General features: G+C 63.2%; 15 protein-coding genes. 11 read left to right on the top strand and 4 right to left on the bottom strand.

The genetic code is table 11. The features are described 5' to 3' along the window. From urtE to RA302_RS07785, 4 genes are all read left to right on the top strand, one after another. A complete protein-coding gene (urtE, locus tag RA302_RS07800) occupies positions 1-693 on the top strand; it encodes an urea ABC transporter ATP-binding subunit UrtE (protein WP_003941544.1) in 693 nt (230 codons plus the stop codon). Position 694: 1 nt separating this feature from the next. Then, complete coding sequence (locus RA302_RS07795; protein WP_019744449.1) at positions 695-1,384, top strand: GntR family transcriptional regulator; 690 nt, start codon at positions 695-697, stop codon at positions 1,382-1,384. Positions 1,385-1,661: 277 nt separating this feature from the next. Further along, positions 1,662-1,934 carry a hypothetical protein gene (locus RA302_RS07790; RefSeq protein WP_338480069.1) on the top strand — a complete coding sequence of 91 codons (273 nt, stop codon included), beginning with the start codon at positions 1,662-1,664 and terminating at the stop codon, positions 1,932-1,934. 45 nt (positions 1,935-1,979) lie between these two features. Continuing rightward, the gene (locus tag RA302_RS07785; RefSeq protein WP_134771746.1) at positions 1,980-2,468 is read left to right on the top strand and encodes a hypothetical protein; all 489 of its coding nucleotides are present in this window, start codon (positions 1,980-1,982) and stop codon (positions 2,466-2,468) included. Between the two features lie 358 nt (positions 2,469-2,826). On the opposite strand, the gene RA302_RS07780 is transcribed toward RA302_RS07785, so the two are convergent. The 3 genes from RA302_RS07780 to RA302_RS07770 are packed head-to-tail and all read right to left on the bottom strand — an operon-like array spanning position 2,827 to position 4,700. After that, on the bottom strand, positions 2,827-3,435 hold the full coding sequence (locus tag RA302_RS07780) for a signal peptidase I (RefSeq protein WP_338480067.1): 609 nt from the start codon (positions 3,433-3,435) through the stop codon (positions 2,827-2,829). 10 nt (positions 3,436-3,445) lie between these two features. Next, complete coding sequence (locus RA302_RS07775) at positions 3,446-4,063, bottom strand: hypothetical protein (RefSeq protein WP_230544111.1); 618 nt, start codon at positions 4,061-4,063, stop codon at positions 3,446-3,448. A gap of 7 nt (positions 4,064-4,070) precedes the next feature. Further along, the gene (locus tag RA302_RS07770; protein WP_019744453.1) at positions 4,071-4,700 is read right to left on the bottom strand and encodes a SipW-dependent-type signal peptide-containing protein; all 630 of its coding nucleotides are present in this window, start codon (positions 4,698-4,700) and stop codon (positions 4,071-4,073) included. A gap of 227 nt (positions 4,701-4,927) precedes the next feature. Here RA302_RS07770 and RA302_RS07765 point away from each other — a divergent pair, with 227 nt between their 5' ends. The 6 genes from RA302_RS07765 to atzF all read left to right on the top strand — a co-directional run bounded on the left by RA302_RS07765 (position 4,928) and on the right by atzF (position 11,062). Next, positions 4,928-5,917: an LLM class flavin-dependent oxidoreductase gene (locus RA302_RS07765; RefSeq protein ID WP_020906723.1), complete on the top strand. Its 990-nt coding sequence runs from the start codon at positions 4,928-4,930 to the stop codon at positions 5,915-5,917. Between the two features lie 9 nt (positions 5,918-5,926). After that, the gene (locus RA302_RS07760; protein WP_338480062.1) at positions 5,927-7,123 is read left to right on the top strand and encodes an MFS transporter; all 1,197 of its coding nucleotides are present in this window, start codon (positions 5,927-5,929) and stop codon (positions 7,121-7,123) included. A 97-nt stretch (positions 7,124-7,220) separates the two neighbouring features. Continuing rightward, the gene (locus RA302_RS07755) at positions 7,221-8,027 is read left to right on the top strand and encodes an SDR family NAD(P)-dependent oxidoreductase (protein ID WP_182261784.1); all 807 of its coding nucleotides are present in this window, start codon (positions 7,221-7,223) and stop codon (positions 8,025-8,027) included. Continuing rightward, a complete protein-coding gene (locus RA302_RS07750; RefSeq protein ID WP_019744457.1) occupies positions 8,024-8,557 on the top strand; it encodes a carboxymuconolactone decarboxylase family protein in 534 nt (177 codons plus the stop codon). The genes RA302_RS07755 and RA302_RS07750 overlap by 4 nt, the downstream gene beginning before the upstream one ends. 76 nt (positions 8,558-8,633) lie before the next feature. Continuing rightward, positions 8,634-9,335 (top strand): GntR family transcriptional regulator, encoded by a 702-nt coding sequence (locus tag RA302_RS07745; RefSeq protein WP_019744458.1) that lies wholly within the window; start codon positions 8,634-8,636, stop codon positions 9,333-9,335. A gap of 17 nt (positions 9,336-9,352) precedes the next feature. Then, positions 9,353-11,062, top strand: a complete 1,710-nt coding sequence (atzF, locus tag RA302_RS07740) for an allophanate hydrolase (RefSeq protein WP_338480059.1) — start codon at positions 9,353-9,355, stop codon at positions 11,060-11,062. A 3-nt stretch (positions 11,063-11,065) separates the two neighbouring features. Here atzF and RA302_RS07735 read toward each other — a convergent pair whose 3' ends face one another. Then, a complete protein-coding gene (locus RA302_RS07735) occupies positions 11,066-11,641 on the bottom strand; it encodes a TetR family transcriptional regulator (protein ID WP_019744460.1) in 576 nt (191 codons plus the stop codon). Positions 11,642-11,709: 68 nt separating this feature from the next. On the opposite strand from RA302_RS07735, the gene RA302_RS07730 reads away from it, so the two are divergent. Continuing rightward, positions 11,710-13,311 (top strand): MFS transporter, encoded by a 1,602-nt coding sequence (locus RA302_RS07730; protein ID WP_003941517.1) that lies wholly within the window; start codon positions 11,710-11,712, stop codon positions 13,309-13,311. Positions 13,312-13,329: the final 18 nt, after the last annotated feature.

Raw genomic sequence — 13,329 nt, 5'->3', positions numbered from 1 at the left:
ATGCTCGAGCTCGTCGACATCCGCGCCGGCTACGGACGCACCGAAGTGATCCACGGCGTTTCCCTGCTGGTTCCCAGCGACGGGGTTGCGGCAGTCATGGGTCACAACGGAGCAGGCAAGACCACCTTGCTGCGCGCCGCCGTCGGTCTGATCAAACCCACACGCGGAAAGGTACTTCTGAACGGAGAGGACATCACCGGACTACGACCGAGCGCCCGCGTCGCTCGCGGACTTGCCTACGTACCGCAGGGTCAGCAGTCGTTCGGACAACTGACAACTGCCGAGAATCTTCGGGTGGTCGCCGACGGGCGCAAACGCGGAAAGGCACTCATCGCAGAGGCATTGGATCTGTTTCCCGCGCTCACCACACTCCTCGACCGTCGCGCAGGACTTCTCTCCGGTGGGCAGCGACAACAACTTGCCATCGCCCGCGCCTTGATCACCGAGCCCAAGATCCTCATCCTCGACGAACCAACCGAGGGCATTCAGCCCAACGTGGTCGCCGAAATCGAAAGAACCGTCATGGAACTCACCGAGCGCGGCGATCTCGGTGTCCTCCTTGTCGAGCAGCACATCGGTTTCGCGCTCCAATCTGCTCAGCATTACAGCATTCTCGCGGCCGGACACGTGACCTCGACCGGTGAGGGCGGCACCACGTCCACCGAGGCGGTTCGTCGAGCGATGGCAATCTGACATGAGTGTGCGGCCGCCGCTGCGCGAACAGGTTTACCGGTCGATCCGAAACGATCTGATGTCCGGTCAGATCGCGCCCTCGGAACGACTGGGCGAGGAACGCCTGGCCCATCTCTACGGTGTCTCGCGAACACCGGTGCGCGAAGCGCTCGCAAAGTTGGAATCCGACGGGCTGGTCGAGCGCGACGAACATGGACTCTTTCCGTACCGACCGCACCTCGACGAGTTGGGTGGACTCTACGAGCTGCGCATACTCCTCGAGGTGCACGGGCTTCGTCGGGTACTCGACGGTGAGGCCCACGCTCATGATCGAGACGCGCTCGGTTCCGAGCTCGACAAGTGGTACGCATTTCTCAAACAGATGCCGGTACCGGACGCCGGTTTCGTGACGCTCGACGAGGAGTTCCACATCGCGCTCCTCGCCTCGTCCGGAAACCACGCGTTGGTCGACGCCTTGCAGGCCGTCAACTCGAAGCTGCGCCCCGTGCGGATGTTCGACTACCTGACTCCCGACCGCATGAAGGCCACCGTGGAGGAACATATCTCCGTCGTCGAACTGGTTCTGGACGGCAAGATTCCGCAAGCCCACGAGGCGCTGGTATCGCACATCGACATCTCTCGTGCGGTTGTCCTCGACCGTGCTCGTCAGGCCCTCTCATTGGCCGCCATGGCCAATGCCGTGCGTAACTGATCAGCGTCGTGTCGCTGAGTTCAGGGTGACGACTCCGGTGACGTGGTCTCTCGTCAGGGGGATCCTGAGGTACTCCCCCGGTGCGGTTGGCTTCGGGCCGAGTTCAGAACCGGGGACCGTACCCGTTGTGCCGTCCGAGCATTCGACTGCAACTTCGCTCGTGTAGTCCGCATCAGGCGCAACGTCGCAGGTGAGTCCGTCATCCGTGGTGAAGGCGGAGATACTCGAACCGACGGGCCCCTGGATTACTGTCCCGATTGGGTCCGCCGGAGTCGAGGTGACGCGCGTTGTGGTGAGCGGTGGACTTGTCTGCAGCGTGGTGGCTGTTGCCGCGGTGGTTGTGGCGGTGGTGGTTGTGGCGGTGGCGGTGGCGGTGGTAGTTGTGGCGGTGGTGGCCGCTGTAGGTTCAGGCGTCGTCGTTCCCGTAGTCGGCGTGGCGGTCACGGGAACAGCTGTCGATGTTGTCGATGTGGGCTCGGCGACTCGCGCTGCCTGTCCGGTGACAAGGCTCAAGGGCGTCACCGGGGGTGAAGAATCGAATCCGCACTGAGCGGCCGACAGATTGACGGATATGTTCGTCGATCCGAGGATGACTGTGACCAGTCCTTCACCCAAGATCGACAATGCGACGGTCACGGCCTCAACAGTGAAGCTCACCGAAACAGCGGAGGAAGCAACAAAAGGCGCGGAACCGGAAGCCGCTCGGGTACTGGTGACCTTGATGTTCGAGAAGCGCGCTTCCACCCGCGCGAGCAATGGGACATTCGCCATCACGAAGGTCGCAGTAGTCGGCGACGTCGACGTGGCCGAACCGTTTGCACCCACTGCTGGGATGGCAACGGTGGCGCCGCCGACTTTCACGGTTCCTGTCGGCTGGTCAGTAGCCGCCGACGTACTCGCACAGCGCGCGTTTGTCTTGACGCTTGTGCTCGTGATCGCGTCCGCCGGTATCAACGTGATCCCCAGTACCGAAAGCAGATTCAATTGCAGGCCCAACGTAGAGGTAGTTTCCGCGTCCGCATCCGACCCGGCCACCCCACATGGGGGCGATGCCGACGCTCCTACGAGATACGCAGCGCACTGAACGGCGCTACCCGTGCGGCTGAGTGCAGGCAACCCCAGCAATACACCGGAGTTGTCCGCCAGCGAAACGGTCCCCGTGGTTTTGCCCGGCGACAGTTGAGTTTGCAAGGTCGGATGTTCGATCAAAGAACCGCCGAGATTTCCTCCCAGAGTTATCAATCCGCCGGTCGCCGTTCCTTTGCCCGACGTCGATCTGCCGTACCCACTCGTCGTCCATGAACCGGTGGAAATCGGACCGGTCACGTATTCGGAGTCTGTCCACGCCGCTTCGGTCTCTCCGAACAGTGGGTTACACGAGAAACCGGAGCCCAGAACAACCGCAACTGCCAATACGATGACTGAGAACAGGTGGCGACGCTTCATTGCCTCCCGCCGTCCGGCGGTAGAAGAACCTGAATGGGTTCGGTTTTCGGTTCGGCCAATTCGGCATCATCGTCGTCATCGGTATTGCGCGGCCAGAATACCGCAACCACCAAAGCGGCCATGGTCAGCGTGATCGCCCCCAGAACAATAGGATTCGAGAAGTAGACGATCACCCGCGCCAATCCCGGAACGTGCCAGAGCACCTTTCGGACCGTGGTGACCTCGTATACCGCGGGATCAGCCGAAGCGTTGGCATCACCCTTGAGATCGAGAATCGTGATGCCGTTGTCCTGGGTACGAGCGGAGACGACCCGGTGGGTCACCGGCAGTTCGGACACTCCCCGATCGACGGTGACGACGTCGCCCACCTCGACGGAATCTGCCGGTACTTCCCGCACAACTGCCAGAGATCCGGTCGGAATGGTCGGCGACATCGAACCCGTCTTGAACATGATCAGTGTGATGTCGAAGGCGACGGCACAGATCACCAAAGCGATACAAACAACCCCACCGGCAGCGAGAACTTGAAGGATGCAGTCCCCGATGATCGTCAGTGCCGAACGCTTCTTCGTCCGGGCATGTGTTGCCCGGGCATGTGTTGGCATTGCAGCTCCTTCAGGGTGTTGCACTGAACTGCCAAGTGGGAGTTGCCGTTTTGCCGGTCAGCGCCGAGTTGCTCCAATTGGCCGAGGTTCCGGGCAGCGAAATCTCGAAGCACAGCGCCACCGCGGCGCCCGGGGACGCTCCACCGGCGGGTAGCGCGATGGCCCCGACTGCGGAACCAGTTGAGAGCGACGGAAACACCGTCGCACTTCCCACCACGAATTGTGGTGTTCCCGTGGAGAAGGCTGACGCATCACAGGTCGTCGACTTGACCACCCGATACCGAAGCGCCGACGCCAGAGTGGAGTCGCCGGCAACCGTGGCCGCCTGCAGAGTGACGGATGCTGCCGGCGAGACCGGCACTGTTCGAAGAGATATCGGGCCGTACGAGAACGCACCGGGGCGAATCAGGAGCGCCGAGGGTGTGTACGTGAAAATGCCAGGGGCACTGGATGCATGCGACGACCATCCACCGCCGACGTTCGACTCGATTCCGAAGGTTCCGGTGCGAAACGATGCATCGCCCATCGTGCTGTCCACCCAACTGGCAGCCACGGTGGTTGCACCGATACCCAGGACGAGTCCCGAGGCCGCCAGTGCGTACACCTGACGCATTCGCCGTGTGACCACGCAGGCGTCAGGGGGTGGACTGGCCGGTGAACTGCCAGAGCAAGCGCCCGGTGTCCTTGCCCGACACGATCGAGGGGTCGACTCCGGCGGGCAGCGTGACCGCGAAGCACAGTTCGACCGGCACACCCGTGCCTAGCAAGGCGACATCCGAACCCGAACCTGCCGTCAAGGCCACCGGACTAGCTGTCGTGCCCACCCATGCTGTGCCTGCTCCAATTCCCGCCGCCGTGCAGGCCGTGGAGGAGACACCTCGATACACCGAGTACCGCAGGGCGGGTTTGAGATCGGCATCACCGCCCGTCGCACCGAGTAGTTGTACCGTCGCGCCGAAAGTGCTGGCCGTGGGACCGATCCGTAGCGCTACCGGCGCATATACCGTCGTTCCGGGTGCGAGTGTGTTGAATCCCGTGCTGAATTGGAAGTGGCCGGCGGAAGCGTCGACTTGATACTCACCCCAGGTCGTCAGTCCGTCGAAACTGCCCTGGAGATTCCAACTTCCCGTCTTGAACTGCGCGTCGCCGAAAACATTGTCTGTCCACGCTGCCAAGGTGACAGCGGCGCCGATACCGAGGACAAGTCCTCCGGCTAGTAATGCACGTACTTTGCGCTTGTTTACAGCCTTCCGATCAGTGGCCATGCTGGTCTCGATTCACTTGGAATGCGAAAGAACCTCCGATTCGGGAAATCTAGCCCCCACTTTCACCCGAAATATCCGAAATGACCGAAATTGAGACAAAGACTTGACGCCTTCTCCTCCTCGCCGCCATCTGTGGGCGTTGACCAGGGGGAAATAGGAAAGCCGGCCAGATGGTTGCACCTTCCAACGACGCTTGCGTTCTATTCGCTGAGAAAGGCTCCACCTCCATGGCCGTACCACTTTCCATCCTCGACCTCGCCCACATCGGGGACGACGAAACCGCCAAAGACAGCTTCGACGCCAGCGTGACCTTGGCGCAGCGTGCCGAGGAGTGGGGCTACAAGCGAATCTGGTACGCCGAGCACCACAACATGGGTTCCATCGCGTCTTCGGCAACCAGCGTTCTGATCAGCCACGTCGCCGCGAACACCAGCAAAATCCGCCTCGGCGCCGGTGGAATCATGCTGCCCAACCACGCACCGCTGACGATCGCCGAGCAGTTCGGCACCCTCGAGACTTTGCACCCCGGTCGAATCGATCTCGGTCTCGGCCGCGCGCCCGGTAGTGATCAGAAGACGATGCAGGCTTTGCGACGAGACCCGAGTTCTTCGGACAGCTTCCCGCAGGACGTACTCGAGCTTCAGGGCTACCTCGGCGACACCTCGCGCGTCCCCGGAATCAATGCCGTTCCCGGTAAGGGCACTCACGTTCCGCTCTACATTCTCGGATCGTCACTGTTCGGCGCCAAGCTCGCCGCGATGCTCGGCCTGCCGTATGCATTTGCCTCGCACTTCGCCCCCAACGCCCTGCGCGACGCAGTCGCAATCTACCGACGCGAGTTCAAGCCGTCGGAGCAGTTGGCGGAGCCGTACGTCATCGCCGGCGTCAACGTCATCGCCGCCGACACCCATGAGCAGGCTCAGCAGGACTTCCTCGCGGCCAAGCGTTCGCGCGTCAGTCTTCTTCTCGGGCGTGGACGCAAATTCACGGACGACGAAGCGGACATGCTGCTCGACTCCCCCGCCGGTCAGCAGGTTCTGCAAATGACCAAGTACAGCGCCATCGGCACGCCCGCCGAGGTGCGTGCGTACCTCGACGAGTTCACCGAGCATGCGCAGGCCGACGAGCTGATCACGGTGTCGACCGGCACCAACCGCGAGGCATGGTTGCGCACGTTCGAACTCCTCGCCGACGTGAGCGATCTGGTGCCCGCCTAAGCTGCCGGTATGGGCGATCCATCCCGTCGCGGGTTCATCTCGGTACTGGCCGTACTACTTTCGACGGGTTGGGCCGCCAACCACTTTGCTTCGCTCATCCCGGTTCTCCGGGTGGACGAGGGCCTTTCGCATACCGTGCTCGACGGTGTTTTCGGTATCTATGCGCTCGGACTCCTACCCGGCCTGTTGACCGGTGGAGCAGTGTCGGACCGCGTCGGCCGAGCTGTAGTCGTCCTTCCCGGAGCACTCATAGCCTCGCTCGGAACCTTGATTCTTCTTCTCTGGCACGACGCGCCCGGGCTCATGGTCGGGCGCCTCGTAGTCGGTATCGGTGCCGGTCTGGCAATCGGCGCGGGTACCGCGTGGGCGGCCGACCTTCGCGGCAAGTCCGGAACCGTGATGGCGGGCGTCGTACTCACCTCGGGTTTTGCACTGGGACCACTGTTTTCGGGTCTGTTGGCACAATTTGCCGCCTTCCCACTCGCTACGCCCTTTGTCGTCTCGACCGTCTTGTCGGTGGGTTCGGTTGCCGCGGCAGCTGTGTGGAGTCGTACTCCTGCTCCCACCAAAGCTGCGATGTTCACACAGATTCCCGACCGCGCAGAGCGGTCGGGAACCGGTGTGAAGGCCGCACTGCTCTGGGCACTTCCGTTGGCGCCATGGGTGTTCGCCAGCGCAACAGTGTCTTTCGTGACCATGACGGCCAGGCTCGGGGACCGCTACTCAGGTCCTCTCCTTCCGGGTTTCGCGGCGGCGCTGACTCTGGGTGCTGGAATCCTGGTTCAAACCGCTGCGCGCCATCGCAATTGGGGTCCTCAGGCCGGCACGACAGGCGCCGCACTGGCGGCACTCGGATACTGCCTGGTCGCAGTCGGCGGCGCGCACCCCGCGCTCGGGTTGTTCATCGTCTGCGCGCTCGTCCTCGGTACGGCCTACGGACTGTGTCTGCGTGAGGGACTGCTCGACCTCGAGTCGCTGGCTCCCCCGGCCTCGCGGGGCGCTTTGACCGGGATCTTCTACGTCGGCACCTATCTCGGATTCGGACTGCCGGTGCTACTGGTTGTCATCGAACCCACGATGGGCCCGTCACTGCCGTTGGTGATCCTCGCCGCTGTTGCCGCCGTCGTTGCCGTGGTCCGATTCCGTCGATTGCGGTCGCCCCAGGCTTCCACGTCACATCCGCGTCTCGAGGCCGCATCGGTCTGAACACCCGTTCGGACGGAGTTGGCGGTACTTGCAGTCGCAGCTACCCGGCGGTGTTAGCGTCGGAGGACCAGAAGGTAACTGCGTAGGGACACAGCACATGGGTAAGAGCGAGGCGGGCAAGGCCGAATCGGCCAAGAGCAGTGGCGACGATCTGACGGGTCGGCGCATCCTGATCACCGGCGCTGCCCGCAATATCGGTTCTTCGCTGGCCAGACGCCTGTACGACCGTGGCGCGTCCGTGGGACTGCTCGGCCTCGAGCCGGAACTTCTCGAGCAAGTCGCCACTTCCTGCGGCCGCGCGCCGTGGCAGTTGTGCGATGTCGCCGATCTCGAGCAGGTATCTCGCGGCGTCAGCTACATCGCTGAGCAGCTGGGAGGCATCGACGTAGTCGTGGCCAATGCCGGCGTCGAGGCGAACTCGTCGATCCTCGGCGGAGACGTCGAAGACATGCGTCGCGCAGTCGAAGTCAACCTCATGGGCACGTACTACACCCTGCGCGCAGCGGGGCCCCACATCAGTCACGAAGATGGTTACGCCCTGGTGGTCGCCTCGGCCCACGGCGCGGCGAAGCACCCATTTCGCGGACCGTTCGGTGCTTCGCGCGCCGGTGTCGAAGCGTTGGGCGACGCGTTGCGCCTGGAAATGAAACACCTTGGTACCAAGGTGGGCGTCGCGTATATCGGAGACATCGACACCGATACCACCGCACTCTCTTTCGACGGCGCTCGCGGAACCCTCGCCAGCGCCGGCACCACGACCGTCGCTGACGCCGTCGACGCGTTCGAGCGCGGTATCGTCGGCCGGAAGTCACGCGTACACGCGCCCCGCCGCAGCGCTGCGGTTCGCCACATCGCGCAACGAGCTATCGACCTCCGTCCCTCTCACATCCGTGGAGTCGCATGAACCCCCGCATCCCGCCCGGCCGATTCAAAGACCTCGGTCCGATCAACTGGGGAATCTGGCGTGTCCTGTCGAAGGCTGCCGGAGCACCCGATGCGCATCTGTTCAGCACCTTGGGGCGCACGGGTGGGCTCTTCCGCGGTTGGCTGCACTACTCCGGCTCACTCATGCCCGGCGGCAAGATCTCTCGCCACGACACCGAACTGATCATCCTGCGGGTCGCGCATCTGCGGGACTGCGGTTACGAGATGGATCACCACATCAGGCTCGGCCGCAAAGCCGGAATCGACGCAGAAGAACTGGCCCGAATCATCGAGGGCCCTGGCGCTTCCGAGTTGAGTCCGCGTCACCGTGCGATCTTGACTGCGGTCGACGAGTTGGTCACCACCAAGGACATCACCGACAACACGTGGGGAACGCTCTCGCAGCATCTCGACGATCGTCGGTTGATCGAATTCACCTTGCTGGTCACTCAGTACGACGGCCTGGCCACCACGATCGGAACCTTGCGGGTTCAGCGCGACTTCTCCTGAAGTTCCGCGGCGACCGTAACTCAGCTCTTACCCGAAGACATCTGGACGAAACACCTGATCAATAGCGTATACAGGTATGTCGACAGGGATGAATACGGCGCCGGAGCCACTGCGTGAGGTGGTCTACCGGGAACTACGCACCGAACTGGTCAACGGGACCATCGGGTTCGATCAGCGCCTGACGGAACCGAAACTCTCCACGCGTTTCGGCATTTCTCGCACACCAGTACGGGAAGCGTTGACGATGCTGTGCGCCGATGGACTCCTGCGCCGGGAAGAATACGGGTTCTCCGCCGTGCGCCCGAGCATCCCGCGGATCCGAGACCTGTACGAGCTCCGAATCACTCTGGAACTACAAGGTATTACCCGGGCGATCGCAGATCCGACGATCCGGCACGACCGAACAATCCTCGACGACGAATTGGTGCGGTGGCGTGCCCTGGCTCTCGATCCGCCCGCTCAGGAACCGGGGTTCGTCGAACTGGACGAGGAATTCCACGTCGCCGTACTGAGGGCGTCGGGAAACAATGAACTGGTCGCGTCGCTGCTGTCGGTGAATTCCCGTATCCGGCACGTTCGGATGTACGACTTCATGGTCAACGGCCGCATCGACACCTCGATCGCGGAGCACATTCGAATCCTCGAAGAACTACGTGCCGGCAATCTGCCCGAGGCCCGCACGCTTTTGCACCAGCACATCGGCGAGTCTCTCGACGTCGTCCTCGACCGGGTGACCCGCGCGATCACCGCGCTCTCACTCGCCAACATCACGGACTGATCGGAGCAGTACACACCATGACCATCGCAGCAGAAGTTTTCACCCCGACAGCCCGGGTCGAGCAGGCATTCCAGCGGATCGAGGAAGTAGATCGCCCCGAAATCTGGATCACGTTGCGCCGCAAGGAAGATGTGCTTGCCGATGCCGCCTCGGCCGAGGCCAGACTCGCCGCAGGCGAGCACCTTCCCCTGGCTGGGCGCCTGGTCGCCGTCAAGGACAACGTCGACGTCGCCGGTCTGCCGACCACAGCGGCGTGCCCCGAATTCGCGTATGCGCCGGATGAAACTGCCAGTGCCGTTGCACGGTTGATCGAGCACGGCGCTGTTGTTTTGGGGAAGACCAATCTGGACCAGTTCGCCACCGGGCTGGTCGGAACGCGTAGTCCGTACGGAGCCGTTCGCTGCGCTTGGGACGAGAAGTTGATCTCGGGCGGTAGTAGCTCCGGATCCGCCGTCGCCGTGGCACTGGGGATTGCAGATATCGGAATCGGCACCGACACTGCCGGTTCCGGCCGGGTACCGGCGGCATTTCACGGGATCTACGGACTCAAGCTCTCGCTCGGCGTCATTCCCGTCCACGGAGTAGTGCCCGCCTGCATCGACTACGACGCTCTGACGGTGTTCGCCGGCCACCTCGAATCGGCAACCGCGGCAGCGGCAATCATGGTCGGCCACGAACCTCGAGATCCCCGCAGCCGCGTCTGGCCTTCCGACGTTCGTCTCGCGGCGGCGCCGAATCCCCGCGTCGCCGTCCCCCGAATCGAGGATCTCGCTCAACTGAGCCCGTCGTATCTGGCAGCATTTCAGGACACTGTGACAGCTCTGGTAGCAGGCGGCGCCGAGACCGAGACCGTCGACATCTCCGGACTGCTCGACGCGGCCCGATTGCTCTACGACGGCGCCGTGGTGGCGCAGCGGTACGCCGCTGCCGGCGAGTTCCTCGAAACTCGTCCTGCCGGAGCAGATCCCGCGGTGTCCGACATCGTGCTCGGCGCGAAGCACCCCACCGGATACCAGCTAGTCGACGATCTCGACGCTCTCACCCGCGCCAAGGCAGCTGCCCGGGCACTCCTCGCCGGGTTCGACGCCCTACTGCTTCCCACCACCACCGAACATCCGACGATCGCCGCCGTGACCGAGGATGCGTTCGGAATCAACCGCCGGATGGGAACTTTCACCAACTTCTGCAACCTGCTCGACATGGCGGCCGTCGCGGCGCCCGGACACCGCACTGCCGAAGATCACCCGTTCGGCGTCATGTTCGTCGTACCCGCTTTCGACGACCAGATCGCCATCGACCTCGCTGCGCGACTCGGTGGTGTGCCTTCACCCGCCCTCGTCAATACCGGAATCGACCTCGCAGTATTCGGCGCTCACCTGCGCGGGCAACCGCTCAACACACAGTTGGTCGACCTCGGCGCGCGGTACGTCGAAACCGTCACGACCTCGGATGCCTACCGGCTCTTCGCTCTCGACACGACGCCCCCGAAGCCCGGCCTGGTCCGCCGTGGACCCGGCCTCGGGGCACCGGTCGTCGGCGAGATCTTCCGGATCTCACCGGCTGGCCTGGGAACGTTCCTCGCCGCCTTGCCTGCACCGATGGCGCTCACGAGCGTCGAGTTATCCGACGGCAGAACGACAGTCGGTTTCAGCTGCACTCATGACGCCGTAAACGGCGCAGCTGACATCACCGACTACGGCGGTTGGGCCGCGTACCTCTCTCGCTGACAGTCACGGCTTGCAGATTCGAGTGACGGCCTCGCGCACCACTTCACGGCGGCGCGCGATCTCGTCGGCGTCGACGTTCTGGTTGTCGGCCACACCGGGGGCCACTACCCAACCGAACACGAGGCCGAACAGCATCGTGATCAGGTCCTGGGGATCCCAGTGCTTCGAGATGAGGCCGTCTTCTTGAGCCTTGCGGATCGTGGCCATTCGCGGAACCCAGCTGGAATGTTCCTCGGCCAGCTTCTTCATCCGTGGTGCCTCACCCTGCAATTGACCCCAGATCATCATCCGTTGAATCTGTGGTTTGGCGAGCATTGCGTCGAACAGTTCGACGGCATGCGCGGGCATGTCTTCACCGGTGAACTCGACAGACTCCATCGCCTGCTCGAAGTCGACGTCGAGCACCGCGTGGAACAACGCGACCTTGTCACCGAAATAGGCGTAGAGGCGCTCCTTACTGGCGTTTCCGTTCTTCGCAATCCGATCGATGCGCGCACCGGCAAGCCCGTAGGTACCGAATTCTTCTTGCGCAGCGTCGAGGATTCGCTGTTTCGTCGCGGTCACGTCAGTGGGAGCCATAGTGATGATGGTAACCGAACGAACTATTTCGTTTGACTCACCCGAGAAGGCTGGAATACCTTTTTCCAATGACCACCACGTCCCACGTCGACGGCGGCACTCTGCCACCGATCCCGGCTGTCTCCGAGAATCCGAATCATCAACGTCGCTGGCTGGTGCTCTGCATCGTCGCGTTCGCTCAACTCATGGTGGTGCTCGACGGCACCATCGTCTCCATCGCCCTACCGGCAGCCCAGGAGGAACTGGGCATCAGCGACCTTGACCGCGCGTGGGTGGTCACGTCGTACGCCTTGGCGTTCGGTGCGCTGCTGCTCCTCGGCGGACGTATCGCCGACTACTGGGGCCGAAAGCGATCCTTCATCGTCGGCATGGCGGGCTTCGCGGTTGCCTCCGGCATCGGCGGCATCGCGCAGAGCGGTATCGAACTGTTCATCGCCCGCGCCGGCCAGGGCGTCTTCGCAGCATTGCTCGCGCCCGCTGCGCTGTCGATGCTCACCACCACCTTCATCGGAGAGAAGGAGCGCGCCAAGGCTTTTGCCGTCTACGGCGCGATCTCCGGCGGTGGCGCTGCCATCGGCCTGCTCCTCGGTGGAGTGCTGACGCAGTACGTCGACTGGCGCTGGTGCCTGCTCGTCAACATCCCGATCGCGCTGATCGCCATCGCTGCAGCCGTCCCGATCGTCAAGGAAACCAAAGCGCACGGCGACACGAGCTACGACCTTCCCGGCGCTGTCCTCATCGCCCTGGGGCTCGGCTCACTGGTCTACGGATTCACACGCGCCGAGCACGGCTGGGGTCAGGCGGACACTTTGCTGTTCATCGCACTGGGTCTGGTCTTCCTCGCGATCTTCGTGGTCGTCGAGAGCCGCAGCAAGAATCCGCTTCTACCGCTGAGCGTTCCGTGGCATCGCGATCGCGGCGCTGCTCTGATCGGCTCCATGCTGGTGGGCGCCGCCCTGCTCGGCGGCACGTTGTACCTGACGTTCTACCTGCAGATCGTGCTCGGATTCAGCCCGGTCATGGCCGGCGTCGGATCGCTGCCGATGGCATTCTTCATCGTCTTGGCGTCGACCATCGCAGCGCAGTTGTCCACCAAGATCGGCCCCAAGCCGCTCATGGTCGCCGGCCCGCTGGTGGCAGCAGTAGGACTGCTCATGCTGACCCAGATCGAGGTACACAGCTCCTACTGGACGCACGTGTTCCCCGGCCTCGCGATCTTCGGCTTCGGACTGGGCCTGCTGATGGTGCCGATGCAGAACCTCGCACTGATCGGTGTCCCCGACCACGACGCCGGCGCTGCCAGTGCCCTGGTCAACGCCACCCTGCAGATAGGCGGCGCACTCGGAACCGCACTGTTCACCACGATCTACGCTTCGGCCAAGTCGGCCTTCACCGCCGACAACGCGGCGCCGATCCCGCCGGAAGGCATTCCTGTCGACATGTCGAATGCGACCATCCCGACCGGCGATCAATTGGCACTACTCCCCCAGCCGGTGCAGGACTTCGTCGCCTCGATGACGGACTACTTCTTCGGCGCCGAGGTATCCGGATACTCGGCCGCATTCGGTTGGGCGGCAATCCTGTTGGCGATCATCGCACCGGTAGTGCTGGTTCTGGTCCGCGCCAAGAAGGGTGATCTGCCCGCCGAGGGTGCAGTCCACATGGGATAACCCCCTGTGCGCCTTTAT

This window comes from Rhodococcus sp. DN22, from assembly GCF_036669995.1.
In the GTDB taxonomy this organism is placed as follows: domain Bacteria; phylum Actinomycetota; class Actinomycetes; order Mycobacteriales; family Mycobacteriaceae; genus Rhodococcus_F; species Rhodococcus_F erythropolis.
This window is presented reverse-complemented; position numbering and strand designations above follow the sequence as displayed.

Coding starts and splice junctions, on each gene's coding strand:
- RA302_RS07760 (WP_338480062.1), top strand. CDS start 5,927: ATGGGCGATCCATCCCGTCGCGGGTTCATCTCGGTACTGGCCGTACTA.
- RA302_RS07765 (WP_020906723.1), top strand. CDS start 4,928: ATGGCCGTACCACTTTCCATCCTCGACCTCGCCCACATCGGGGACGAC.
- RA302_RS07730 (WP_003941517.1), top strand. CDS start 11,710: ATGACCACCACGTCCCACGTCGACGGCGGCACTCTGCCACCGATCCCG.
- urtE (WP_003941544.1), top strand. CDS start 1: ATGCTCGAGCTCGTCGACATCCGCGCCGGCTACGGACGCACCGAAGTG.
- RA302_RS07750 (WP_019744457.1), top strand. CDS start 8,024: ATGAACCCCCGCATCCCGCCCGGCCGATTCAAAGACCTCGGTCCGATC.
- RA302_RS07770 (WP_019744453.1), bottom strand. CDS start 4,700: ATGGCCACTGATCGGAAGGCTGTAAACAAGCGCAAAGTACGTGCATTA.
- RA302_RS07795 (WP_019744449.1), top strand. CDS start 695: ATGAGTGTGCGGCCGCCGCTGCGCGAACAGGTTTACCGGTCGATCCGA.
- RA302_RS07755 (WP_182261784.1), top strand. CDS start 7,221: ATGGGTAAGAGCGAGGCGGGCAAGGCCGAATCGGCCAAGAGCAGTGGC.
- atzF (WP_338480059.1), top strand. CDS start 9,353: ATGACCATCGCAGCAGAAGTTTTCACCCCGACAGCCCGGGTCGAGCAG.
- RA302_RS07745 (WP_019744458.1), top strand. CDS start 8,634: ATGTCGACAGGGATGAATACGGCGCCGGAGCCACTGCGTGAGGTGGTC.
- RA302_RS07780 (WP_338480067.1), bottom strand. CDS start 3,435: ATGCCAACACATGCCCGGGCAACACATGCCCGGACGAAGAAGCGTTCG.
- RA302_RS07735 (WP_019744460.1), bottom strand. CDS start 11,641: ATGGCTCCCACTGACGTGACCGCGACGAAACAGCGAATCCTCGACGCT.